Genomic DNA, 17,792 nt, shown 5'->3' on the forward strand with positions numbered 1-17,792 from the left:
GCCGAGCCGGCCCGCGTCGGCAACACCTCAGCCGCCCGGGAACCCGTCCGGACCCCGGGGCACGCGGGGCAGGCCGATCGGGACGCGGGGCACGTCGCGGGCGCGGGGCACGCCGGGGAGGCGGCCCGGTCCGGGCGCAGGGCCAGGGCGAGCGTGCTCGGGCTCGTCAAGGTGCACGTGGTCACGTCCAGGCGCTCCACCCGCGCCGCCCTCGGCCGGATCAGGCGCACCCTGACCGGACTCCGCCGCTCCCGCGCCCGGCGCTGACACGCACCCCGCGCCGAAGCCGCCACCCACATCGACGACGCCCGCCGAAGCCGCCACCCACATCGACGACGCCCCGCAGACTGCGAAAGGCTCTTCCGTGACCGCACCCGCCACCGCCGCCGTCGCCCCTTCCGCCGCCACCGACTCCGCGTCCGCGTCCGCTCCCGCCCCCACTCCGGCCCGCGGCGGTGACGTCGCTGCCCTCCCGGTCGCCGACTGCCACGTCACACCGGACGGCGACCTGGTGTTCCTGCTCCGGCCGGAGCTGCCCGGAGGCCCGCGGACCGCCGCCCTCGACGGTGCCGAGCTGGTGCTCAGCCCGAAGCAGCCCGACGCCGGCGCACCCGTGCCACTGCCCCTGGAACCGGCGTCGGCGGACCTGGCCGGGCGTCCGCTCACCGGAAGCGGACGGGTCCGGGCGGTGCTGCCGCCCACACCGGGACTGCTCGCCGAGGGCCGCTGGTCCGCGCACCTCGCCCTGCCCGGCAGGGAACCGGTGCCGCTCTCCGGCGCCGGGCTGCTCGACACCCGCCACCTGCTGACCTCCCCGCACCTCACCACGCGTCCGCTGCTGGTCAGGCTGCCGTACCGGGCGAAGGACGGCACACTGGCGCTGCGGGTCTGGGACCGCGCCCGGCACGTCGAGGCCGGTGACGTGCGGTGGACGCCGCAGGGTGAACTCACCGTGGAGGCCACTCTGTTCGCCGATCCGGCCCCCTCCCCCGCCGATCCGGCACCCTCCCCCGACAGCGCGTCGCCGGGCCCCGTGCTGGAGATCGTGCACCGCGGCGGAACGGCCGAGCCGGGGACGGTGGAGGCCGTGCGCACGGGCGGACGGTCCTGCCGGTTCGTCCTCCAGCCGGAGGACTTCGCGCCGCTCGCCCGGCGGAGCACCGACGCCACGTTCGTGGCGGACCTCTTCGTCCGCGCGGGGACGGCGCGTCACCGTCTGGGCCGGATCCTGGACGACGTGCCGCACAAGAAGCGCGTCTTCGTGTTCCCGTCCCGGACCGTCACGCTGAGCGGCGGCGGACGGCTGAAGCTGTCCCCGTACTACACCGTCGACAACAACCTGTCCGTGGAGGGGCGGCTCACCGCCTGACCGCGGGCGCGTCGCCGTCAGGGGGTGAGCCCGCCGCGCGAGGTGTCCCCAGAGTCGGTCCCGAGGGCGGGCGGCGGCTCACCGCCGGTGCGCAGTGCCGCCCGGTGTGACCAGCCCGGACTCGAAGGCGAACACCGCGGCCTGGGTGCGGTCCCGCAGCCCCAGCTTGACGAGGATGCGGCTGACGTGGGTCTTCACTGTCGATTCGGCGAGCAGCAGGTGCCCGGCGATCTCCCCGTTGGACAGGCCCTGCGCGATGAGGGCCAGCACCTCCGTCTCCCGCTCGGTGAGGTCGGCGATGCGTTCCTTGAGCGGCCCGCGGAAGCCGTCACCCGCCCCGGCGAGGCGGGCGAACTCGACGATCAGCCGGCGGGTGACGGTCGGGGCGAGCAGCGCCTCACCGGCCGCGACGGTGCGCACGCCGTCCGCGAGCTGCTGGGCGGAGGCGTCCTTCAGCAGGAAGCCGGACGCCCCGGCCCGCAGGGCCTGGTAGACGTACTCGTCCAGGTCGTAGGTGGTGAGGATCAGGACGCGCGTCTCGGCCGAGGAGGCGGCGATCTCCCGGGTGGCGTCCAGCCCGTTGAGTTCGGGCATGCGGATGTCCATCAGCACGACGTCCGGCCGCAGCTCGCCCACCCTGGCGACGGCCTCCCGGCCGTTGACCGCCTCGCCGACGACGGTGATCCCCTCCTGCGCGTTGAGCAGCACGGAGAAGCCCTCGCGCACCATCATCTGGTCGTCGGCGATCAGCACCCGGATCACGGGGCCGACTCCTTCTGCTCGGTGGGCTGCCCGAGGACTCCGAGCTTCTTCGTGTCCGCGAGCCCCTTCCGGTCAGCGAGCCCCTTCCGGTCAGCGAGCCCCTTCCGGTCAGTGGGCCCCTTCGGGTCGGCGGCATCCTTCTCGCCGCTGCCGGACGGCCGGTCGCCGGACGCGGAGCTGTCGTCGTCGGGTTCCACCGGAACGGGCAGGAACGCCTCCACCGCCCAGCCGCCGTCGCCCGTCGGCCCCACGGTCAGCACGCCGTCCAGCATCGCGGCGCGTTCGCGCATGCCCAGGATGCCGTGACCGGCGCCGGGGGAGGACTGCGGAGCGGAGTTCGGCGCCTCGTTCACCACGCGCAGGCCCAGGCCGCCCAGCACGTAGCCGAGCTCGACGCCGGCTGCGGCGCCCGGCGCGTGCCGCAGCGTGTTGCTCAGCGCCTCCTGCACGATGCGGTACGCGGTCAGCTCGACCCCCGGCGGCAGCGAGCGCACCGCACCCGTGGTCGTCTTCCGCACCTCCAGTCCGGCCGCCCGTACCCCGTCCAGCAGGGTGTCGAGGTCGGCGAGCGTCGGCTGCGGCGCCTCCGGGACCGCCGGCGACTCGGACCGCACGACGCCCAGGACGCGGCGCAGCTCGGTCAGCGCGGCGACGGCGTTCTCCCGGATCGTGCCCAGCGCGGCGACCAGTTCCTCAGGCGGGTCCTCGACCCGGTAGCGGGCGGCCTCGGCCTGGATGGCGACCACCGACATGTGGTGGGCGACCACGTCGTGCAGTTCCCGCGCGATCGTGGTGCGCTCCTCCAGCACCGTGCGCCGGGACCGCTCCTCCTGCACCACGGCGACCTGCTCGACGACCTGCTGCCGGGACTCCCGCAACCCGCGCAGCAGCATCAGCAGCCCGAGCCCGATGGCGGACAGGATGAGCAGGACCGCGGTGTTGGACACTCCTTCGGAGGCCGAGGAGCCGAGGTAGACGAAGGGATGGACGGACGCGACGAAAGTGAGCACCAGACCGCTGACCCCGGTCACGGCCCACAGTTCCAGCGCGACCCGGGGACGGGACCGGCCGGCGACGACCATCATCACCACCAGGTGCACGATCATGAACTCCGGCGCCCACGGCCACGGTGAGCCGCCCCAGCCGGGTGCCACCAGGATGACGCCCGCGGTGAGGCCGAGTGACATCCAGAACGCGGCGACGGGCCGGAACAGCAGCAGCACCAGTGGCACGAGGACCACCACCGTGCGCATGACGCTCAGCACCCCGCCCAGGTAGGAATCCGACCAGATGGCGGTGAGCAGGAACAGCGCCAGCACCAGGACCAGCAGCTGCGGGGTCCAACGGGCCGCGCCGCGCATCGGGCGCGGCACCCAGCGGAGCCACCGGCCGCTGCACGGTTGCAGGGGCCGGAAGTCGAAAGCGCCGTCGATCAGGTCCGCGCGGAAGATGTCGGCCGCGTCGCGGGCCAGGCGCATCTCCGTCCGCAGGTCAGGGTCCTCGTACTTCTCCGTCATGCCCCCGACAGTACGGAGTGGCCGCCCGCACCGCGTCCCTCCGTGGTGCCGTCCCCGCCGTCCCCCTCAAGACGGAGGAGGCGCACGCCCACCGACGGGCGGCCCGGCGCCCCACGCAGGCGCATCCCCGCCGGGCGCACGTGCCCGGCCGTTCAGCGAGGGGGCCGTCCATTCGGGCGGTACGCGTGCCAGGGGCGGGTGATCAGCTCCCGGTAGCTGTGGTGGGACGGGTGCCGTCCGGCGTGCCGGAACGTCCACGCCTGCGCGTCCCCGAAGTCCACCGACGGCACGGACGCCTCCGCGCAGACCGCACACTGCATGGCGAAGGTCACCGGTTCGGCGTCCGGCTCCCGGTCCGGCCGCAACGTCCACAGTTCGTGCCGCAGCACCGCCACCGTCCGGCGTCCGCTCTCCGCACGCGGGGCCGGACCTCCCCCGGCCCGCTGCTGCCCGCTCACGGCAGCCGACTCTGGCGGTTGCGCTCGGCCAGCCGGGCGGCCAGCCCCTCCGTCGACCCGCGCAGCCGCAACGCGTCCGCCAACCTGCCGGCCGTCTCCTGGTTGCAGCACCCCAGGTCGACCAGCGGGTTCGGCTCCTCGCGCGCACACGTCACCGGGTCCACCCGGAGCGACGGCAGCACGATGCCGCGAGCGACCAGCACCTCCCGTAGCCGGTTCGCCACGTCCTCCGCTGCCCGAAGTTGCTCGACCGCCGCGCGGCGACGCTCAGTAGACGCCATCAGGGACCACCTTCCACTGTGTGTAGTGCGATGACACACCCAGCGTGCACGCTGCCCGCTAGCCTGAGCAGTGCAAAACGTCCAACAAGAGCACATGTCCGACAGGGAGTTGCCACCGTGCCCGCACCCAAGAAGCTGGACCCGGGATCCTCACCGCGTGCCCTGCTGGGCGCCGAGCTCCGCTTCCAACGCGAGCAGGCCGGCCTGAGCCAGGAGGAGTTGGGCAAGCCGCTTTTCGTCAGCGGCTCGTTCATCGGCCAGTTGGAGGCGGGGACCCGCCGCATGCAGCCCGACTACGCGAGGCGACTGGACGAGACGCTCGGCACCGGCGGCTTCTTCGCCCGCAACTGCGCGGCGGCCACCACCTCCCGCTACCCGGACCACTTCGCCGAAGCAGCAGAGGCCGAAGCGGTGGCGCAGTCCATCAAGGAGTACGCACCCCTGCTCATCCCGGGCCTGCTCCAGACCGAGGGCTACGCCCGGGCGGTGTTCCGTGCCTACCAGCCGACGGCCCCCGAAGAAGTGATCGACGAACTGGTCACGGCACGGCTGGCGCGAGCCGAGATCCTCAGCCATCCAACGGATCCGCTGTTGTGGGTGGTGCTGGACGAGAACGTGCTACGCAGGGTCGTGGGCAGCCCGTCGACGATGGCCGAGGCACTCGGACGCGTCCGCCACCTCACCGAACGTCACCGCATCATCGTCCAGGTGCTGCCGTTCACCGCCGGTGCGCACCCGGCCCTGGGCGGCGGCCTGAAGGTGATGGACTTCCCCGACGCGGCACCGCTGGTCTACGTCGAGGGCCTGGGAACCGGCAAGTTGATCGACGAGCCGGTGATGGTGAGCCGGTACCGCCTGTCCTACGATCTGCTCGGGGCCGCCGCGCTGTCGCCGGAGGCGTCCCTGACGCTGATCGCATCGGTGGCGGAGGAGTACGCCCATGAGGACAGTGCACCATGACACGAGCAGCGCCCGGTGGCAGAGGTCCAGCTACAGCGACGGCAGCGGAGGCAACTGCGTCGAAGTAGCCGACGGATGCGCCGACATCGTTCCCGTCCGCGACTCGAAGCGCCCCGAGCTGGGCACGCTCGTCTTCCCCTCCCCCGGCTGGGCCGCCTTCGTCACAGCGGTGAAGTCGGAAGCCCTGACCAGCGATTGACGCGCGCCGGGGCGCCGCACGTTCTCGACGCCGCACGTGCGTGAGGTGCGCCTCTCGACCCTGATCCGGTTGTGTTGGCACGCGCGATCCTGGTTTCGTATGGCATCAGCCGCCGAGGTCCGCCCGATCGAGAGGAGGCTGGAGAGCCTCCGGGCGGAGACGCGCGAGTTCGTCAGTTCGATCGAGGACGACGCGGAGTGGCGCAAGGACGAGGACAACACCACCAGGAACAACGATCTGCACCAGGACGTGAGCGTGGCGGTGGCCCAGTTCTGGGCCGCGGAGCGCCGCGCGCGAACCGCATCCTCCGACTGGTCGGCGGCACTCCGTGGACGACCGACGACGGCTCCAGCGGAGAGCACATGTACGGCCTGAGCGCCGCCGACATGAAGAAGGCCGGTGAGACTCCCTGGGGCAAGGTGGTCGAGCGCGAACGCGAGTGGTGGGAGATCGGCCACCACGTCAAGAGCTTCGTCTGGGACGGGTTCGTCGTTGACGGCGTCTGGGAGGCGCTCAAGGGCCTCGGGACTCCGGTCAACCCCTGGGGAGACGGATTCACAGACGCCTGGTCCGGTCTCTTCGGCGTGGTGGGATGCGTCGGCCTCTACACCGCCGCCCCCTTCGACTGGGCACTCGACAAGACCCTGGGCCCGGACGAGGAGGCCGCCGACGAGAAGCGTATGAAGCAGGCCACCAGGGACTTCGGCAAGGCGATGGTGGCCTGGGACCAGTGGGGCGAGAACCCCACCCGCGCGGCAGGCCTGGTCACGTTCAACGTCCTCACGCCCGGCATCGGGGCGACCAAGGCCGGAAACGCCGGCAAGCTGAGCAAGACCGTGAACACAGCAGGACGCCTCGCGGACCCGATGACATACATCGGCAAGGGCGTGGGGGCCACGGTCGGCAAGCTACCCAGGACCAGCGAGGTGGCCACGAACCTGAACAGGGTCACGACCGGCCTCGTCACCAAGCTCCCGGACGGAAGGCTGGTACCTCCGCCTGGTTCCGGAGCGTTCCCAGAAGGGCCGTCGACACCCACGCGTCCGGATCATCCGCCTTCGCACCTACCGACGGACACGGTGAGACTTCCTGACGGAAAGCTTCTGACACCGTCCGGAAGGCTTCTAGATGCCGACGGACATCCGATCCACGTCAGCCGCCATGACGAGACCGTGGCTGCATCCAGCGCTGCCGGCCTCGAGGAGTCGGCAACTCCTGCCGCACGTCTCGCGGACAATTCTTCGGCCGCCTCTGCGGTGAACGCCGCTGACGACGCAGGCACGCAGACCACCGCCACCGCGACCGACGGTTCGGGCGCGGATCTCACCGGAAGCCACGGAGCTAATGCTCCTCGCGAGGTCGACGGCCCGCAGGGCGAGCCCTCGACCTCCGCTGAAACCCTCGCCATTCTCGAAGAACTCCTGCCGACCGGCGTCCCAACCTCCCCTTACAGTGTCAAGCGCCGGTGACTCTACGTACCTACGTACGCACTCTTTATGCAAGTTCATCCAAGCAGTCACTACTTTGCCTTGATGTCTGAAAACAACCCCTTCGGTAGCCAGCACCACTCCCGAGGTCGAGACGATGTGATTGCATGTGCAGCGACCAGTGTGCTCTTTCAGCGTTTCCACTCGAGGGCGAGGACGGCCTTGGCGATTGACGTCATGCAATTCGGGCTGGTGCGTGATCCATGGAAGATGCGCCAGGACTTTCATCCGTGCCACGCTGCGCTCGACAGGGCCCGAGCCGCAGCGAGAGCTCCACGCATAGTCTAGTGCGCCGGAAAAGTTCGTCGCTGGGTGGCAGCTTGAGTCCGATGTCCACCCGGGGGCTGGAGCGACACGGGAGTCTCGCGCATTGCACACCCCCACGACGTCACCCGATCAGTGGCATGACTGGAATAGCTCAGCCATCTTCACAGCGTTCCATTTGCAGCCGACTGCAACAGTAATGAAAGAACCTGCCCTACTGAAGGGGGGAGACGAGAATAGCTGGACACTGAATTGATCGTTCCGATAATTCTTTGCCGGTTGACTGAAAAGTCAGCTTGATCACCCTCCGGAACTCCTTCCTGGAGAATCACCGCAGGGAGCAGAACGGATCACACCCGCACGGAAAGGGATTCACTCAGCGGATGGCAAACGTGCAATTCTTTGCATCGTGATTTCGCAGACGCTGCAGCGCGAAGGACGGCCTCGTCTAGCAGTATCGTTGACCGGCAAAAACACGGAAGTGCGACCGCGATGCTAGCGACTGTAGCATTCAAGCATTCAATTATATTTGATGCCTGGGGGATCTGTGTGCTCCAAAGAAGAAATGTCTGCCTCTATCAGAAAGCTAACTTCGCGTGAGCGGCAGGTTCTGGCTCTGCTCCCTACTGGTATGACCAACCGGAGTCTTGCAGCAGAGCTCGGCGTAGCCGAACGAACGATCCGCTCACATCTGACTCACATTATGCGGAAGTTGGGTGTGGAGTCACGGGTGGCGGCAGCCGTGCTTGCGGAACGGCATCGCAAGCTTGTCTTCGCCGTTGACGACGTGCCCGATGAGGCAACGCCTCAAGAGGCAACGCCTCAAGAGGCAATATCGCGAGCGGATGCGCACATGCCAGAGTCCTAGCCGTCGACACCAGCAGGTACCGCGCAAGTTGCGGTACCTGCAATGGAAGGAGTTGTTCGGTGAACAGGAAGCTGGCTGCCGCCATCGGCCTAACGGTGGGGGGTGCTGCCCTCGTATTGTCCATCCAAGTATCGGCCCAGGCGGCACCGGTACAACCGGTGTCCGAAAAGACGGCTAGTCATATAGCGGCAGGGGAAGAGGCTGAGCCGCAGGCCATTCTCTCCGTCGCGGCGAAGGCTGCCAAGGCGGCTCGTTCGGCCACACGTCATCTGGCTGGCGGTGACGACGTATCGCTGGCCACTGTACCGGGCATTCCCGTTGACCACGCGTTCGATCAGTAGACGATACGGAAGAGGCAAGCCATGAAGATTCGAAAGTCTGTTGTTGCTGTGGGTATCGCGGTGGCCGGTGCCGCCGGCATCATTGGGACGCAGGGTTCGGCCCAAGCCGCGGCGGTGCAGCCGGTCGCCGCACCAGCAGCTGCCCAGTCGACCGCAGCCAACGAGCAGCCCCAGGCGATTCTGTCCGCCGTGTCCAAGGCCGCGCAGAAAGCGACCGTGCATGCGAAGGCCGCTACCAAGGGGGGCAAGAGTATAGGCAACATCAGCGAGCTCGGCTCCCTGTTCGGAGTTCCTCCCGCCAACGGAACGTCACCGGACGGCGTCACGTCGGTGGACGTGGCCTTCGACAAGTGACGCACATTCACCGCAAGGTCAGTAGGGCGGCGCTGCTTCTCGGCGGCGCCCTACTGGGCTTTCACATGCTTATGTCCGCCTTGTCGCAGGCGCCCTTGAGCCCCGCGAAGCTTCGCTACTATGACACAGTCTCTGGCTATCTCGACCCGTACTTCACCCAAAACTGGATGCTTTTCGCCCCGGATCCATTGATGGACGACAGGGGGATCCTGGCCCGTGCAAAGTGCATGGATGGAAACGTCACTGATTACCACGACGTCACGACACCGTTCGTCGAACAAGTACAGGACAGCAGGTTCTTCCCGCCGCGGATGTCGCGGGTGGTTACGGCCAGCGTGCAGCAGCTCAGCAACGGGGATGAGCTACTGATGCGGCTACGGAAGGAGGCCCGGAACGACAAAAAGCCAGTGATGCCTCTGATGCCCCATGAGAAGCAATCACAGGCCGATGCCATCACTTTCGTCTCCCGTTTTGCTATGGACCATATGCCGACCACATGCGGGGGCCACCCAGTGAAGGTGCAGATCCGTATGTATATTCACGAACTTCCTCCGTGGTCCAAGCGGAACAATCCCAAGACGGAAGGGAAAGTTGAGGTCCAGGACTTCCCATGGCGGAGCACGAAGGGTCTGCGATGACCAAACTCATGGCCGCGGTCGACCGGTGGGCCACGCGCCCCGTAAGCGTTCTTGGCGTATCCGGGGCCCGCTGTCTGCTCGGCTTCGTAGGATTCATGTACTACGCGAGCCAGTACACTGACCGTCAGTACCTGTTCGGCCCCGACGGGGTCTTGCCGCACCATGAATTCACGAAGCAGCTCGGCGGCACACTCAACCTATACGCTTGGAGCAGTTCGCAGGTGTGGTTCGAGGTTGTGTTCCACGCCGGAGCGTTAGTAGCACTGGCAGTCATGCTCGGTATCGGCAGCAGGCTCGGTCTGGCGGCGCATTGGGTGTTGCTGTGGTCGGTGTACCAACGCCAGCCCGCGCTGCTGGACGGGGGCGACAACCTTGCCTATGTCGTCATCCCACTGCTTCTACTGACCCGCTGCTACGACCGGTTCAGCTTCCCTGCGGGGCTGGTGGGCCGGTTCAAGGGAAACCTGCCAGTGGGAGTACGGGCGCTGTCAGCGCCGTTGCATAACCTGGGTGCACTGGCCATCGCCGCCCAGATCTGCCTAGTTTACGTGGTCAGCGGGTTGTACAAGGTAATGGGGCAGGTTTGGCAAGATGGCACGGCGCTCTTTTACATCATGCGAGTGCCAGAATTCGAACTACCTGGCATTTCCAGCATCGCGTACGGAAACGACTGGTTCGTTTACATGGGCACGTATTCAACGGTGCTCTTCATGGTCTACTTCCCATTGGGGATCATAGCCCCCGTACTACGCCCTTGGACTGCGGCAATGTCGATCATGTTCCATATTTCGATCGCAGTGTTCATGGGGTTGACTGGATTTGCATTGACGATGATCGCTTGCGATCTCGTCTTTCTGTCATCCTTTCTTGATCGTGCCCTGTCACGGGGGCGTGTCTTGTGGGTTCGTGCTGCTAACCGTGTGCACAGGGGGAACCCGGGAGCGCACGTGGAAGCCGATTCCACGCTGTCGGTAGCTGAGACTGAAAAAGCGGTGCATTGATGATTCCTACCTGTGTTCTGGCGAGTGAGGGCATCCGGTCGCACACCACGGCTGGTCATGACCCTGATGCTTTCGCCGAGATGTCGTCTCTGACGAAGGTGGTGACCGGCACCATCCTGATGCAGATTGCCAAAACCGGGGGGCTAAGCGTGGATGATCCGGTTAGCGCATGGCTGCCAGATGCGGCCGGAACCAAAATCACACTGAATCACCTGTTGCGCCACACCTCTGGTCTGCCACGCCTCCCACCGGGCGTCAGATACCGTGACCCATACCGGTCTTTCACCGATGATGCCCTTCGCAGCCTCCTGCCTCGCTTGGACACCCTCGCCACCCGTCCACCGGGTGAGAATGAGGAGTACTCCAACTTCGGCTACGCAATTCTCGGTGCCGCCTTGGTGGCGGCGGCGGGCAGCTCCTACCAGGAGCTTGTTAGAGATCATGTCTTAACCCCGCTCGGGCTCGATCCCGGGGCTATGACACCCCATCCTCCACACAACCGGGCGGTACGGCGAGGGCTTCTGGGACGCCCGATCGCTCCGTGGACGCTGGACGGAGCGATTCTTCCTGCCGCCGGGTTGTGGGCTACCCCACGGACCATGACTGGCCTGCTACGGCTGGTCAGCGACCGTTCTCTCGGCGAGCCGGCTCCGACGTGGCAGCGGACCGGACCTCTGACGTGGCACAACGGGGCCACACGTAAATCTTCGGTGTTCGCCGGAGTGCTTCCGGACGGACGATGGATCCTCATGCACCGCCTACACGGGTCTTCTTCCAAGACCGACAAGGCCGCTATCGAATGGGCTGAGACCCAGCGGTGCATGAGGGAGGAATGTTGATCGGAATGCCGCTGCCGGTTCTCATCTACGACGGGGACTGCGGGTTCTGCACCCGCACCATTACTATGTTGCTGGCCGATCCGCGGCGCCCGATGATGAACGTACAGACGTGGCAAGAGATCGGTATCGAACAGTTCGGCATCAGCGAACAGCGTGCCACGCGTGAGATGTTGTGGGTTCACCGGGATGGGCGGGTGGCGGGCGGTGCTTTAGCCTTCGCTGAGTTGTTCCGCCATTGGGGTGGCCCGTGGCGTGTCCCAGACATTTTGCTGCGGATACCCCCGACTCGGTGGATTGCCGCGGCTGTGTATCGAGCAGTGGCGAATAATCGTCACCGCATGCCCGGTGGTACCACTGCTTGCACGGCACCTCAACGATAGGCTCCGTTCGGCGAAAGGGATCGGATAAGCAGGGCCGCACCGGGAGACACAGGGCATGCGGAGAACAGCTGGGGCAGGTCCTCTTCGACTCAGAGTAGACGTGTTCTTCCGGGTCTCTGCGGTTGAGCGGCCTGAGGCGGTGTCACGGTTGTGACTGCCCTGAGAGTTCGTAACGCGATTATGATCGTGCCTTCTTGCGGCGTCTCCGACAGATCAGGCTGCAGGCCAGGGAGATGAAGGCGTCGTGGCGTTCGGTGCGGTGTTCCCAGCGGACGGCCAGTCGTTTGAACTGGTGGAGCAGGGCGAAAGTCTGTTCCACGACGTAGCGGAGGTTGCCCAAGCCCTTGATGTTCGGGGCTCCCTTGCGGCAGATGACCGGCAGGATCCGCCGCTTGCGCAGCTCATGCCGGTTGGGGTGTGAGTCGTAGGCCTTGTCGCCGAGCAGGGCTTCGGGACGGCGGCGCGGACGCCCGGGGCGGCCGGCGACGGGTGGGATGCCGTCGATGAGGTCGAGGGTCTGAGCGACGTCGTTGACGTTGGCGGCGGTGCTGATGACCTTGATCAGGGTGCCCCGTGCGTCGCAGATCAGGTGGTGTTTGCTGCCCGTCTTGCGCCGGTCGACCGGCGACGGACCGGTGTCGGCACCCCCTTCTTCGCGTGGAGGTGGGAGCCGTCCACGCAGGCCCGCGACCAGTCGAGTTCGCCCGCCGGGATTGGCAACACCGGCACCGCGATCCGTACCGCCTCAATAGGCAACCCCGCAAGTGTGGCATCCACTCGTCACAGCGAGCTGGTTCCGACCTGACGGCAGGTTGGACGGGCGACCCCGCCAGCGGACATGAAGAAAGCCCCTGGTAGACGGGTTCACGACCAAGAGCACCAGTCCGCCAGGAGCTTTCGCGTGCTTCTCCACCCGTCCGCCATCGATTCGTCCAGCCGCATCCTGCAGCACCCCTCCTGTCTCCTCGCAGGTCACCGCCATCGGACTGGCTCTCGGTGGCGTGGCCTGACCTGTGGCCGCGGGCCCTGCCCGTTCTGGCCCATCTGCGCTGCGGCGACACCTACGCCCGCCTTGCAGCAGGTTTCCGCGTCGGGATTACGACGGTGTACCGGTACATGCGCGAGGCCGTCGACCTCCTGGCCGCTCGGGCGCCCGCGCTGGAACAGGCCATGACGACCGTGCGGAAGGAGGCGTACGTGATCCTCGACGGCACCGTGCTGCCGATCGACGGCATCGCTGCCGACCAGCCGTATTACTCGGGGAAGAAGAAGTACCACGGGATGAACGTGCAGGTCCTCGCGGATCCAGCCGGCCCTCTGATTCGGGCTTCGGACGCACTGCCCGGGGTCGTGCACGCTCTTAACCACGGCCCAGGCCCGTGGCATTCCCGGCGCTCTCGCCGCCGATGGCATCAAGTGCTGGGCGGACAAGGCGTATCAGGGGCACGTCCTGCTGTGCGCGTCCCGTTCCGGGGCAAGGGTCTGCGCGGTTGGCGTCGGCGTCGCAACCGCGATCACGCCAAGATCCGCAGCCTCGACGAACGCGCCATGGCCACCCTCAAATGCTGGCGTCTCCTGCGGAATCTCCGTTGCAGCACCACCCGGATCACCACCGCCGTCCGTGCCGTCACCGCCCTTGGACTCGCCACCTGTTGAGAATGGTGTAAGGGCTCATTGGCGTCAGGATGCCGAAGAGCTGAGCCGTCACATGAACCGGCCCTGACCGGAATGCAGGACGTCGCCCGGAACGACGAAGAGATACAGCAAAGCGCCCAGCGCAGCGCACCTCACACGTGTCCAGGTAGGCCATGCGCTCCAGACGGCACCGACACCGTCCGCTGTGGAATGCTGGCCGGGTGATGCTGGAAGACCTCGTGCGGCTGCGTCGGGCTCGGGACGTGATGGACCGCGACTACGCGAAGCCGCTCGACGTGCCGGCGCTGGCGCGGGTGGCCCTGATGTCCACCGGCCACTTCTCCCGAAGCTTTCGGGCGGCCTTCAGCGAGACGCCCTACAGCTACCTCATGACGCGCCGGATCGAGCGGGCCAAGGCGTTGCTGCGGCGGGGTGACCTGTCGGTGACGGAGGTCTGCTTCGCGGTGGGCTGCACCTCGCTGGGGTCGTTCAGTTCGCGCTTCACCGAGCTGGTCGGCGAGAGCCCGAGCGCCTACCGGGCCCGCCGCCACGATGACGGAGCGGCCATCCCGGCCTGCATCGCCAAGATGTACACGCGGCCGGTCAGGAACGGGGAAGCGCCGAAGAGCGGAGACCCGGCCAGCAACGGGAGCCCCGCGAAAGGCGTGGGACCGGTCAGGAACGGAGAAGCGAAACCCGCCTCCGAGTCATAGCGTGAACCACATGGACATCACGCTTTCCCAGTGCTTCATCGCCGTCGACGACCACGACAAGGCGCTCGCCTTCTACCGCGACGTCCTCGGCCTGGAGGTGCGCAACGACGTCGGCTTCGAGGGCATGCGGTGGGTGACCGTCGGGTCGCCCACGCAGCCGGACGTCAACATCGTCCTGGAACCGCCGCTGGCCGACCCGAACGCGTCGCCGGACGACAGGCAGGCCATGGCGGAACTCATGGCGAAGGGTCTGCTGCGCGGCGTCATCTTCGCCACCGACGACTGCGACGCCACCTTCGAACGCATCAGCTCGGCAGGCGGTGAGGTACTCCAGGAGCCGACCGACCAGCCCTACGGCGTCCGTGACTGCGCCTTCCGCGACCCCTCCGGCAACATGCTCCGCTTCAACCAGCCCCGCAAGCAGTAGGCACCGCCCGCACGCCGGCAGTTCCGCGCTGCGGCCCCACGGCCACCGCCCGGTCGTCGTCAGTCCCCGAGGACGCCGACGAAGACCGGACGGTGGCCGTTGCCGTTGCCATGGTCGCAACCGTGCAGGCGTGCAGGAGGGCTCACGGGTCAGCTCCGCACCGCCGGACCGGTTCCGGGCTCTACCTGCCCCGGGTTCCGGATTCTGCGCGACTCCTTGACGCGTCCCCGTCACGCGCCGATCCTGAGAGCGCTCTCACATTCAGGCCGCCGGTGGACCCCCTCCTACCGGCACAGCAGAGCGTCAAGGCCCGGCCACCCGGGCTCCCCCTCACCCCTGACCCCTCACCTCACCTCACCTCACCTCACCTCACCCGAAGCTCCGTGCCTCCGTCGGCGCCTGCCCCCTCCGGGCCGGCCCGCGACGGCTGATCCGTGCGTCGCCCCCGAGCGGCACACGTACCCCACGTTCCGCCTGAACGGGAACCCCGCACCCCAAGGAGGAAAAGCGTGCGCGCTCTACGAAGAACGCTGGCGTATCTCGGTGCCGCGGCGATATTCGCCACCGGCCTCATGGCCGTCGGCCCGGCTTCCGCCGCCGACAGCACCACCGCTGACAGTGCCGCCGCCGCGGTACCGGCGACCATCCCGCTGACCCTCAAGAACAACTCCGGCCGCGGCGAGCAGACCTACGTCTACGTCATCGGCACGGAACTCGCCTCCGGCCGCCAGGGCTGGGCCGACGCGAACGGCACGTTCCACCCCTGGCCGGCGGGCGGCAACCCGCCCACGCCGGCCCCCGACGCGTCGATCCCCGGACCGGCCAACGGGCAGTCGAAGACGATCCGGATGCCGAAGTTCTCCGGCCGGGTCTACTTCTCCTACGGCCAGAAGCTGGTGTTCCGGCTGACCACGGGTGGTCTGGTGCAGCCCGCGCTCCAGAACCCGACCGACCCCAACCGCAACATCCTCTTCAACTGGACCGAGTACACGCTCAACGACTCCGGCCTGTGGATCAACAGCACGCAGGTGGACATGTTCTCCGCGCCGTACGCGGTGGGCGTCAAGGAGGCCAACGGCACGGTCAGGAGCACCGGTCGCCTCAAGCCAGGCGGTTACCACGGGTTCTTCCGCGCCCTGCGCGGCCAGCCCGGCGGATGGGCCAACCTGATCCAGACGCGGCCGGACGGAACGGTGCTCCGCGCGCTCTCCCCCGGCCACGGCCTCGGCGCGGGCATGATTCCGGCCAACATCATGGACGACTACGTCAACCGCGTGTGGAACCGCTACAGCGGCCAGACCCTGACCGTGACGCCGTTCACGCACGAGCCGAACACCAGGTTCTACGGTCGGGTCTCCGGCAACACCATGCACTTCACCAACGGCTCCGGCGCCCGAGTGGCGTCGTTCAACAAGCCTGACGCGGACAGCATCTTCGGCTGCCACAAATCACTGCACGCGCCCAACGACCACGTGGTCGGCCCGATCGCCCGCACGCTGTGCGCGGGCTTCAACCGCTCCACGCTCCTGGTCAACCCCAACCAGCCGGACGCGAACAACGCGAACTTCTACAAGGACGCGGTGACCAACCACTACGCCCGCAAGGTCCACGACCAGATGGTCAACGGCAAGGCCTACGCCTTCGCCTTCGACGACGTCGGCGCACACGAGTCCCTGGTGCACGACGGCAACCCCCAGCAGGCCTACATCACCTTCGACCCGTTCGACTGATCCGGCAGGCGACTGGTCCGGTGGGCGGTTGAGCAGGTCGGCCGCCGAACCGGTCGACCGATGAACCGGTCGGCGCTCCCCCAGCCGGTGGCTGATCCGGCCGGGGGCAGCACCGCTCGCCGACCGTCCGGCGTCCCGGGACTCCCGCTGCGGAGTCCCGGGACGCCGTGCCGCGCCGTCACCCTCTAGCCTGACGCCATGAGTGAGGCGCGAGACGTTCCCTTCGGTTCCTTCGAGGCCGCCTGGCCGGCCGTGCAGCGGCCTGAGCTGGTGGCGAAGCCGGTCGCCCAGGCGCTCGCCGCCTGGGCCGGCGCCGAGCCGGTGGAATCGGTGCTGGTCGTCGACACCGACCCGGAGAAGGCCGACACGGCCGTCTTCTGCGAGACCTACGACGTGCCTCCGGAGGCGTCGGCGAACTGCGTCGTGGTGGCCGCGAAGCGGGGGCAGGAGACGACGTTCGCCGCCTGCATGGTGCTGGCCACCACCCGGCTGGACGTGAACCGGACCGTGCGCAAGCACCTCGGGGCCCGGAAGGCGTCGTTCGCACCGATGGACACGGCCGTGGCCGAGACCGGCATGGAGTACGGCGGCATCACCCCGCTCGGGCTCCCCGCCGACTGGCCGTTGCTGGTGGACGAGGCGGTGGCCGCGGCCCCGTACGTGGTGATCGGCAGCGGACTGCGCCGCGGCAAGCTGCTGCTGCCGGGACGCATGCTGGCCCAGGTCCCCGGCGCGGAGGTCGTCCCCGGCCTGGCCGGCTGACCCGTCCGCCTCCATCGTCCCTGCGGTGCGCCCCGCACGAGCCGGCCCGCCGTGTCGGCTGCGCGGCCCGGTCTGCTTCCCGGGGCTCAAGCTCCGACCTCCGAGCCCTTTTTCACAGGAATGGGTGGAGGTTCTCCTCCCGCCCACCCTCCCCCACGGCCGACACACCCACTCGCCAACTCACCTTCCGGGCCGCCCGGTCGGCGGTCCCGCCGATCCAATCGCCGCTTATACCAGCAGTGATGACCGAGCGTGAGCGGTTTGCGACAAGCCGTCGCGGCGGTCTAGCGTGCGCGGAAAGAGAACGACCCCGGCCGGTGCTGGAACACCGGGACGGGGTCTGACCGACCGAATCGAAGGCAACGTACGATCCGATGGCTGTTGAAGACCCTAACGCCGACCTGCCCACCGCCGCACACCCGATGGCCAATCCGGGCTACGGCAAACGCAGCGCCCCCGGCCAGAGCCCGACGCACGAGCGGGACTTCGCACAACTGCCCGCACGCGAGGCGGCCGTTGCGGCGTATCTCGACCGGTTGCCGGAAGGCGCCGACCTCTCCGTGAAGACCCTCGCCAAGGTGCTGCCCTACGGCCAGTGCGCACTGCGCACCGCGCTGCGGCGGCTGTCCGAGGCCGGGCACCTGCGCCGCGTCAAGGAGCACGTGCTCACCGAACACAGCGCCCGCTGGGTGACCCGCACCTACTTCACCCGCACGCCTCGCGACGACGCCTGGTGGGCGGCGTTCCGGGCCGGTGGCACGGTGCCGGAGTGCAGCGGCCCGCCCGCCCGCAGCCGCGCCTACCGCG

At 67.9% G+C, this 17,792-nt stretch carries 23 protein-coding genes and 2 pseudogenes; 19 read left to right on the forward strand and 6 right to left on the reverse strand.

The genetic code is table 11. The features are described from left to right. Both ACYVE9_RS04115 and ACYVE9_RS04120 read left to right on the forward strand, forming a co-directional pair. Positions 1-267, forward strand: a 267-nt coding sequence (locus tag ACYVE9_RS04115) for a hypothetical protein (RefSeq protein ID WP_461026311.1), incomplete at its 5' end; no start/stop codon positions are given. A gap of 97 nt (positions 268-364) precedes the next feature. Further along, entirely contained in the window at positions 365-1,369 is a 1,005-nt protein-coding gene (locus tag ACYVE9_RS04120) for a hypothetical protein (protein WP_461026312.1), read from the forward strand. A gap of 78 nt (positions 1,370-1,447) precedes the next feature. On the opposite strand, the gene ACYVE9_RS04125 is transcribed toward ACYVE9_RS04120, so the two are convergent. The 4 genes from ACYVE9_RS04125 to ACYVE9_RS04140 form a co-directional block, all read right to left on the reverse strand. Then, positions 1,448-2,131, reverse strand: a complete 684-nt coding sequence (locus ACYVE9_RS04125) for a response regulator (RefSeq protein WP_461026313.1) — start codon at positions 2,129-2,131, stop codon at positions 1,448-1,450. After that, entirely contained in the window at positions 2,128-3,648 is a 1,521-nt protein-coding gene (locus tag ACYVE9_RS04130) for a sensor histidine kinase (protein ID WP_461026314.1), read from the reverse strand. Before ACYVE9_RS04130 ends, ACYVE9_RS04125 begins: the two co-directional genes overlap by 4 nt. Before the next feature lie 152 nt (positions 3,649-3,800). Continuing rightward, positions 3,801-4,043, reverse strand: coding sequence for a DUF7848 domain-containing protein (locus ACYVE9_RS04135; protein ID WP_461026328.1), 243 nt, complete (start codon positions 4,041-4,043; stop codon positions 3,801-3,803). Between the two features lie 59 nt (positions 4,044-4,102). Continuing rightward, positions 4,103-4,387 (reverse strand): hypothetical protein, encoded by a 285-nt coding sequence (locus ACYVE9_RS04140; protein WP_461026315.1) that lies wholly within the window; start codon positions 4,385-4,387, stop codon positions 4,103-4,105. A gap of 117 nt (positions 4,388-4,504) precedes the next feature. On the opposite strand from ACYVE9_RS04140, the gene ACYVE9_RS04145 reads away from it, so the two are divergent. The 4 genes from ACYVE9_RS04145 (at position 4,505) to ACYVE9_RS04160 (ending at position 7,015) form a co-directional block, all read left to right on the forward strand. Then, complete coding sequence (locus ACYVE9_RS04145; protein WP_461026316.1) at positions 4,505-5,347, forward strand: helix-turn-helix domain-containing protein; 843 nt, start codon at positions 4,505-4,507, stop codon at positions 5,345-5,347. Beyond that, entirely contained in the window at positions 5,328-5,546 is a 219-nt protein-coding gene (locus tag ACYVE9_RS04150) for a DUF397 domain-containing protein (protein WP_461026317.1), read from the forward strand. The genes ACYVE9_RS04145 and ACYVE9_RS04150 overlap by 20 nt, the downstream gene beginning before the upstream one ends. Positions 5,547-5,645: 99 nt before the next feature. Next, complete coding sequence (locus tag ACYVE9_RS04155; protein WP_461026318.1) at positions 5,646-5,921, forward strand: hypothetical protein; 276 nt, start codon at positions 5,646-5,648, stop codon at positions 5,919-5,921. After that, a complete protein-coding gene (locus ACYVE9_RS04160; protein ID WP_461026319.1) occupies positions 5,909-7,015 on the forward strand; it encodes a hypothetical protein in 1,107 nt (368 codons plus the stop codon). The genes ACYVE9_RS04155 and ACYVE9_RS04160 overlap by 13 nt, the downstream gene beginning before the upstream one ends. A gap of 149 nt (positions 7,016-7,164) precedes the next feature. Here the strand turns inward: ACYVE9_RS04160 and ACYVE9_RS04165 are convergent. Then, positions 7,165-7,317 (reverse strand): annotated as a pseudogene (locus tag ACYVE9_RS04165) (IS5/IS1182 family transposase); the annotation flags it as partial. A 545-nt stretch (positions 7,318-7,862) separates the two neighbouring features. Here ACYVE9_RS04165 and ACYVE9_RS04170 point away from each other — a divergent pair. From ACYVE9_RS04170 to ACYVE9_RS04200, 7 genes are read left to right on the forward strand one after another with little or no spacing between them, the layout of a single operon-like run. Further along, positions 7,863-8,165 (forward strand): response regulator transcription factor, encoded by a 303-nt coding sequence (locus ACYVE9_RS04170; protein ID WP_461026320.1) that lies wholly within the window; start codon positions 7,863-7,865, stop codon positions 8,163-8,165. Positions 8,166-8,224: 59 nt separating this feature from the next. After that, positions 8,225-8,506: a hypothetical protein gene (locus tag ACYVE9_RS04175; protein WP_461026321.1), complete on the forward strand. Its 282-nt coding sequence runs from the start codon at positions 8,225-8,227 to the stop codon at positions 8,504-8,506. 21 nt (positions 8,507-8,527) lie between these two features. Next, positions 8,528-8,860 (forward strand): hypothetical protein, encoded by a 333-nt coding sequence (locus ACYVE9_RS04180; protein ID WP_461026322.1) that lies wholly within the window; start codon positions 8,528-8,530, stop codon positions 8,858-8,860. Further along, positions 8,857-9,498, forward strand: coding sequence for a DUF5819 family protein (locus ACYVE9_RS04185; protein ID WP_461026323.1), 642 nt, complete (start codon positions 8,857-8,859; stop codon positions 9,496-9,498). Before ACYVE9_RS04180 ends, ACYVE9_RS04185 begins: the two co-directional genes overlap by 4 nt. Beyond that, positions 9,471-10,499 (forward strand): HTTM domain-containing protein, encoded by a 1,029-nt coding sequence (locus ACYVE9_RS04190; RefSeq protein WP_461026324.1) that lies wholly within the window; start codon positions 9,471-9,473, stop codon positions 10,497-10,499. The genes ACYVE9_RS04185 and ACYVE9_RS04190 overlap by 28 nt, the downstream gene beginning before the upstream one ends. After that, entirely contained in the window at positions 10,499-11,338 is an 840-nt protein-coding gene (locus ACYVE9_RS04195; RefSeq protein ID WP_461026329.1) for a serine hydrolase domain-containing protein, read from the forward strand. The genes ACYVE9_RS04190 and ACYVE9_RS04195 overlap by 1 nt, the downstream gene beginning before the upstream one ends. Positions 11,339-11,343: 5 nt before the next feature. Next, positions 11,344-11,718, forward strand: a complete 375-nt coding sequence (locus tag ACYVE9_RS04200) for a thiol-disulfide oxidoreductase DCC family protein (RefSeq protein WP_461026330.1) — start codon at positions 11,344-11,346, stop codon at positions 11,716-11,718. Positions 11,719-11,896: 178 nt separating this feature from the next. Here the strand turns inward: ACYVE9_RS04200 and ACYVE9_RS04205 are convergent, their stop codons facing one another. Next, positions 11,897-12,412 carry an IS5 family transposase gene (locus ACYVE9_RS04205; protein ID WP_461026331.1) on the reverse strand — a complete coding sequence of 172 codons (516 nt, stop codon included), beginning with the start codon at positions 12,410-12,412 and terminating at the stop codon, positions 11,897-11,899. 302 nt (positions 12,413-12,714) lie between these two features. Between ACYVE9_RS04205 and ACYVE9_RS04210 the strand changes: the two genes are divergently transcribed. The 6 genes and pseudogenes from ACYVE9_RS04210 to ACYVE9_RS04235 all read left to right on the forward strand — a co-directional run. Then, positions 12,715-13,374 carry a transposase family protein gene (locus ACYVE9_RS04210; RefSeq protein WP_461026325.1) on the forward strand — a complete coding sequence of 220 codons (660 nt, stop codon included), beginning with the start codon at positions 12,715-12,717 and terminating at the stop codon, positions 13,372-13,374. Between the two features lie 203 nt (positions 13,375-13,577). Continuing rightward, a complete protein-coding gene (locus tag ACYVE9_RS04215) occupies positions 13,578-14,066 on the forward strand; it encodes a helix-turn-helix domain-containing protein (RefSeq protein ID WP_461026332.1) in 489 nt (162 codons plus the stop codon). A gap of 10 nt (positions 14,067-14,076) precedes the next feature. Further along, the gene (locus ACYVE9_RS04220; RefSeq protein WP_461026326.1) at positions 14,077-14,493 is read left to right on the forward strand and encodes a VOC family protein; all 417 of its coding nucleotides are present in this window, start codon (positions 14,077-14,079) and stop codon (positions 14,491-14,493) included. Positions 14,494-15,065: 572 nt separating this feature from the next. Beyond that, on the forward strand, positions 15,066-16,223 hold the full coding sequence (locus tag ACYVE9_RS04225; RefSeq protein ID WP_461026333.1) for a glycoside hydrolase family 64 protein: 1,158 nt from the start codon (positions 15,066-15,068) through the stop codon (positions 16,221-16,223). A 198-nt stretch (positions 16,224-16,421) separates the two neighbouring features. After that, the gene (locus ACYVE9_RS04230) at positions 16,422-16,985 is read left to right on the forward strand and encodes a YbaK/EbsC family protein (RefSeq protein ID WP_461026327.1); all 564 of its coding nucleotides are present in this window, start codon (positions 16,422-16,424) and stop codon (positions 16,983-16,985) included. Positions 16,986-17,359: 374 nt separating this feature from the next. Then, positions 17,360-17,792, forward strand: a pseudogene (locus tag ACYVE9_RS04235) (hypothetical protein); the annotation flags it as partial.

It is taken from the genome of Streptomyces sparsus (genome assembly GCF_054776295.1).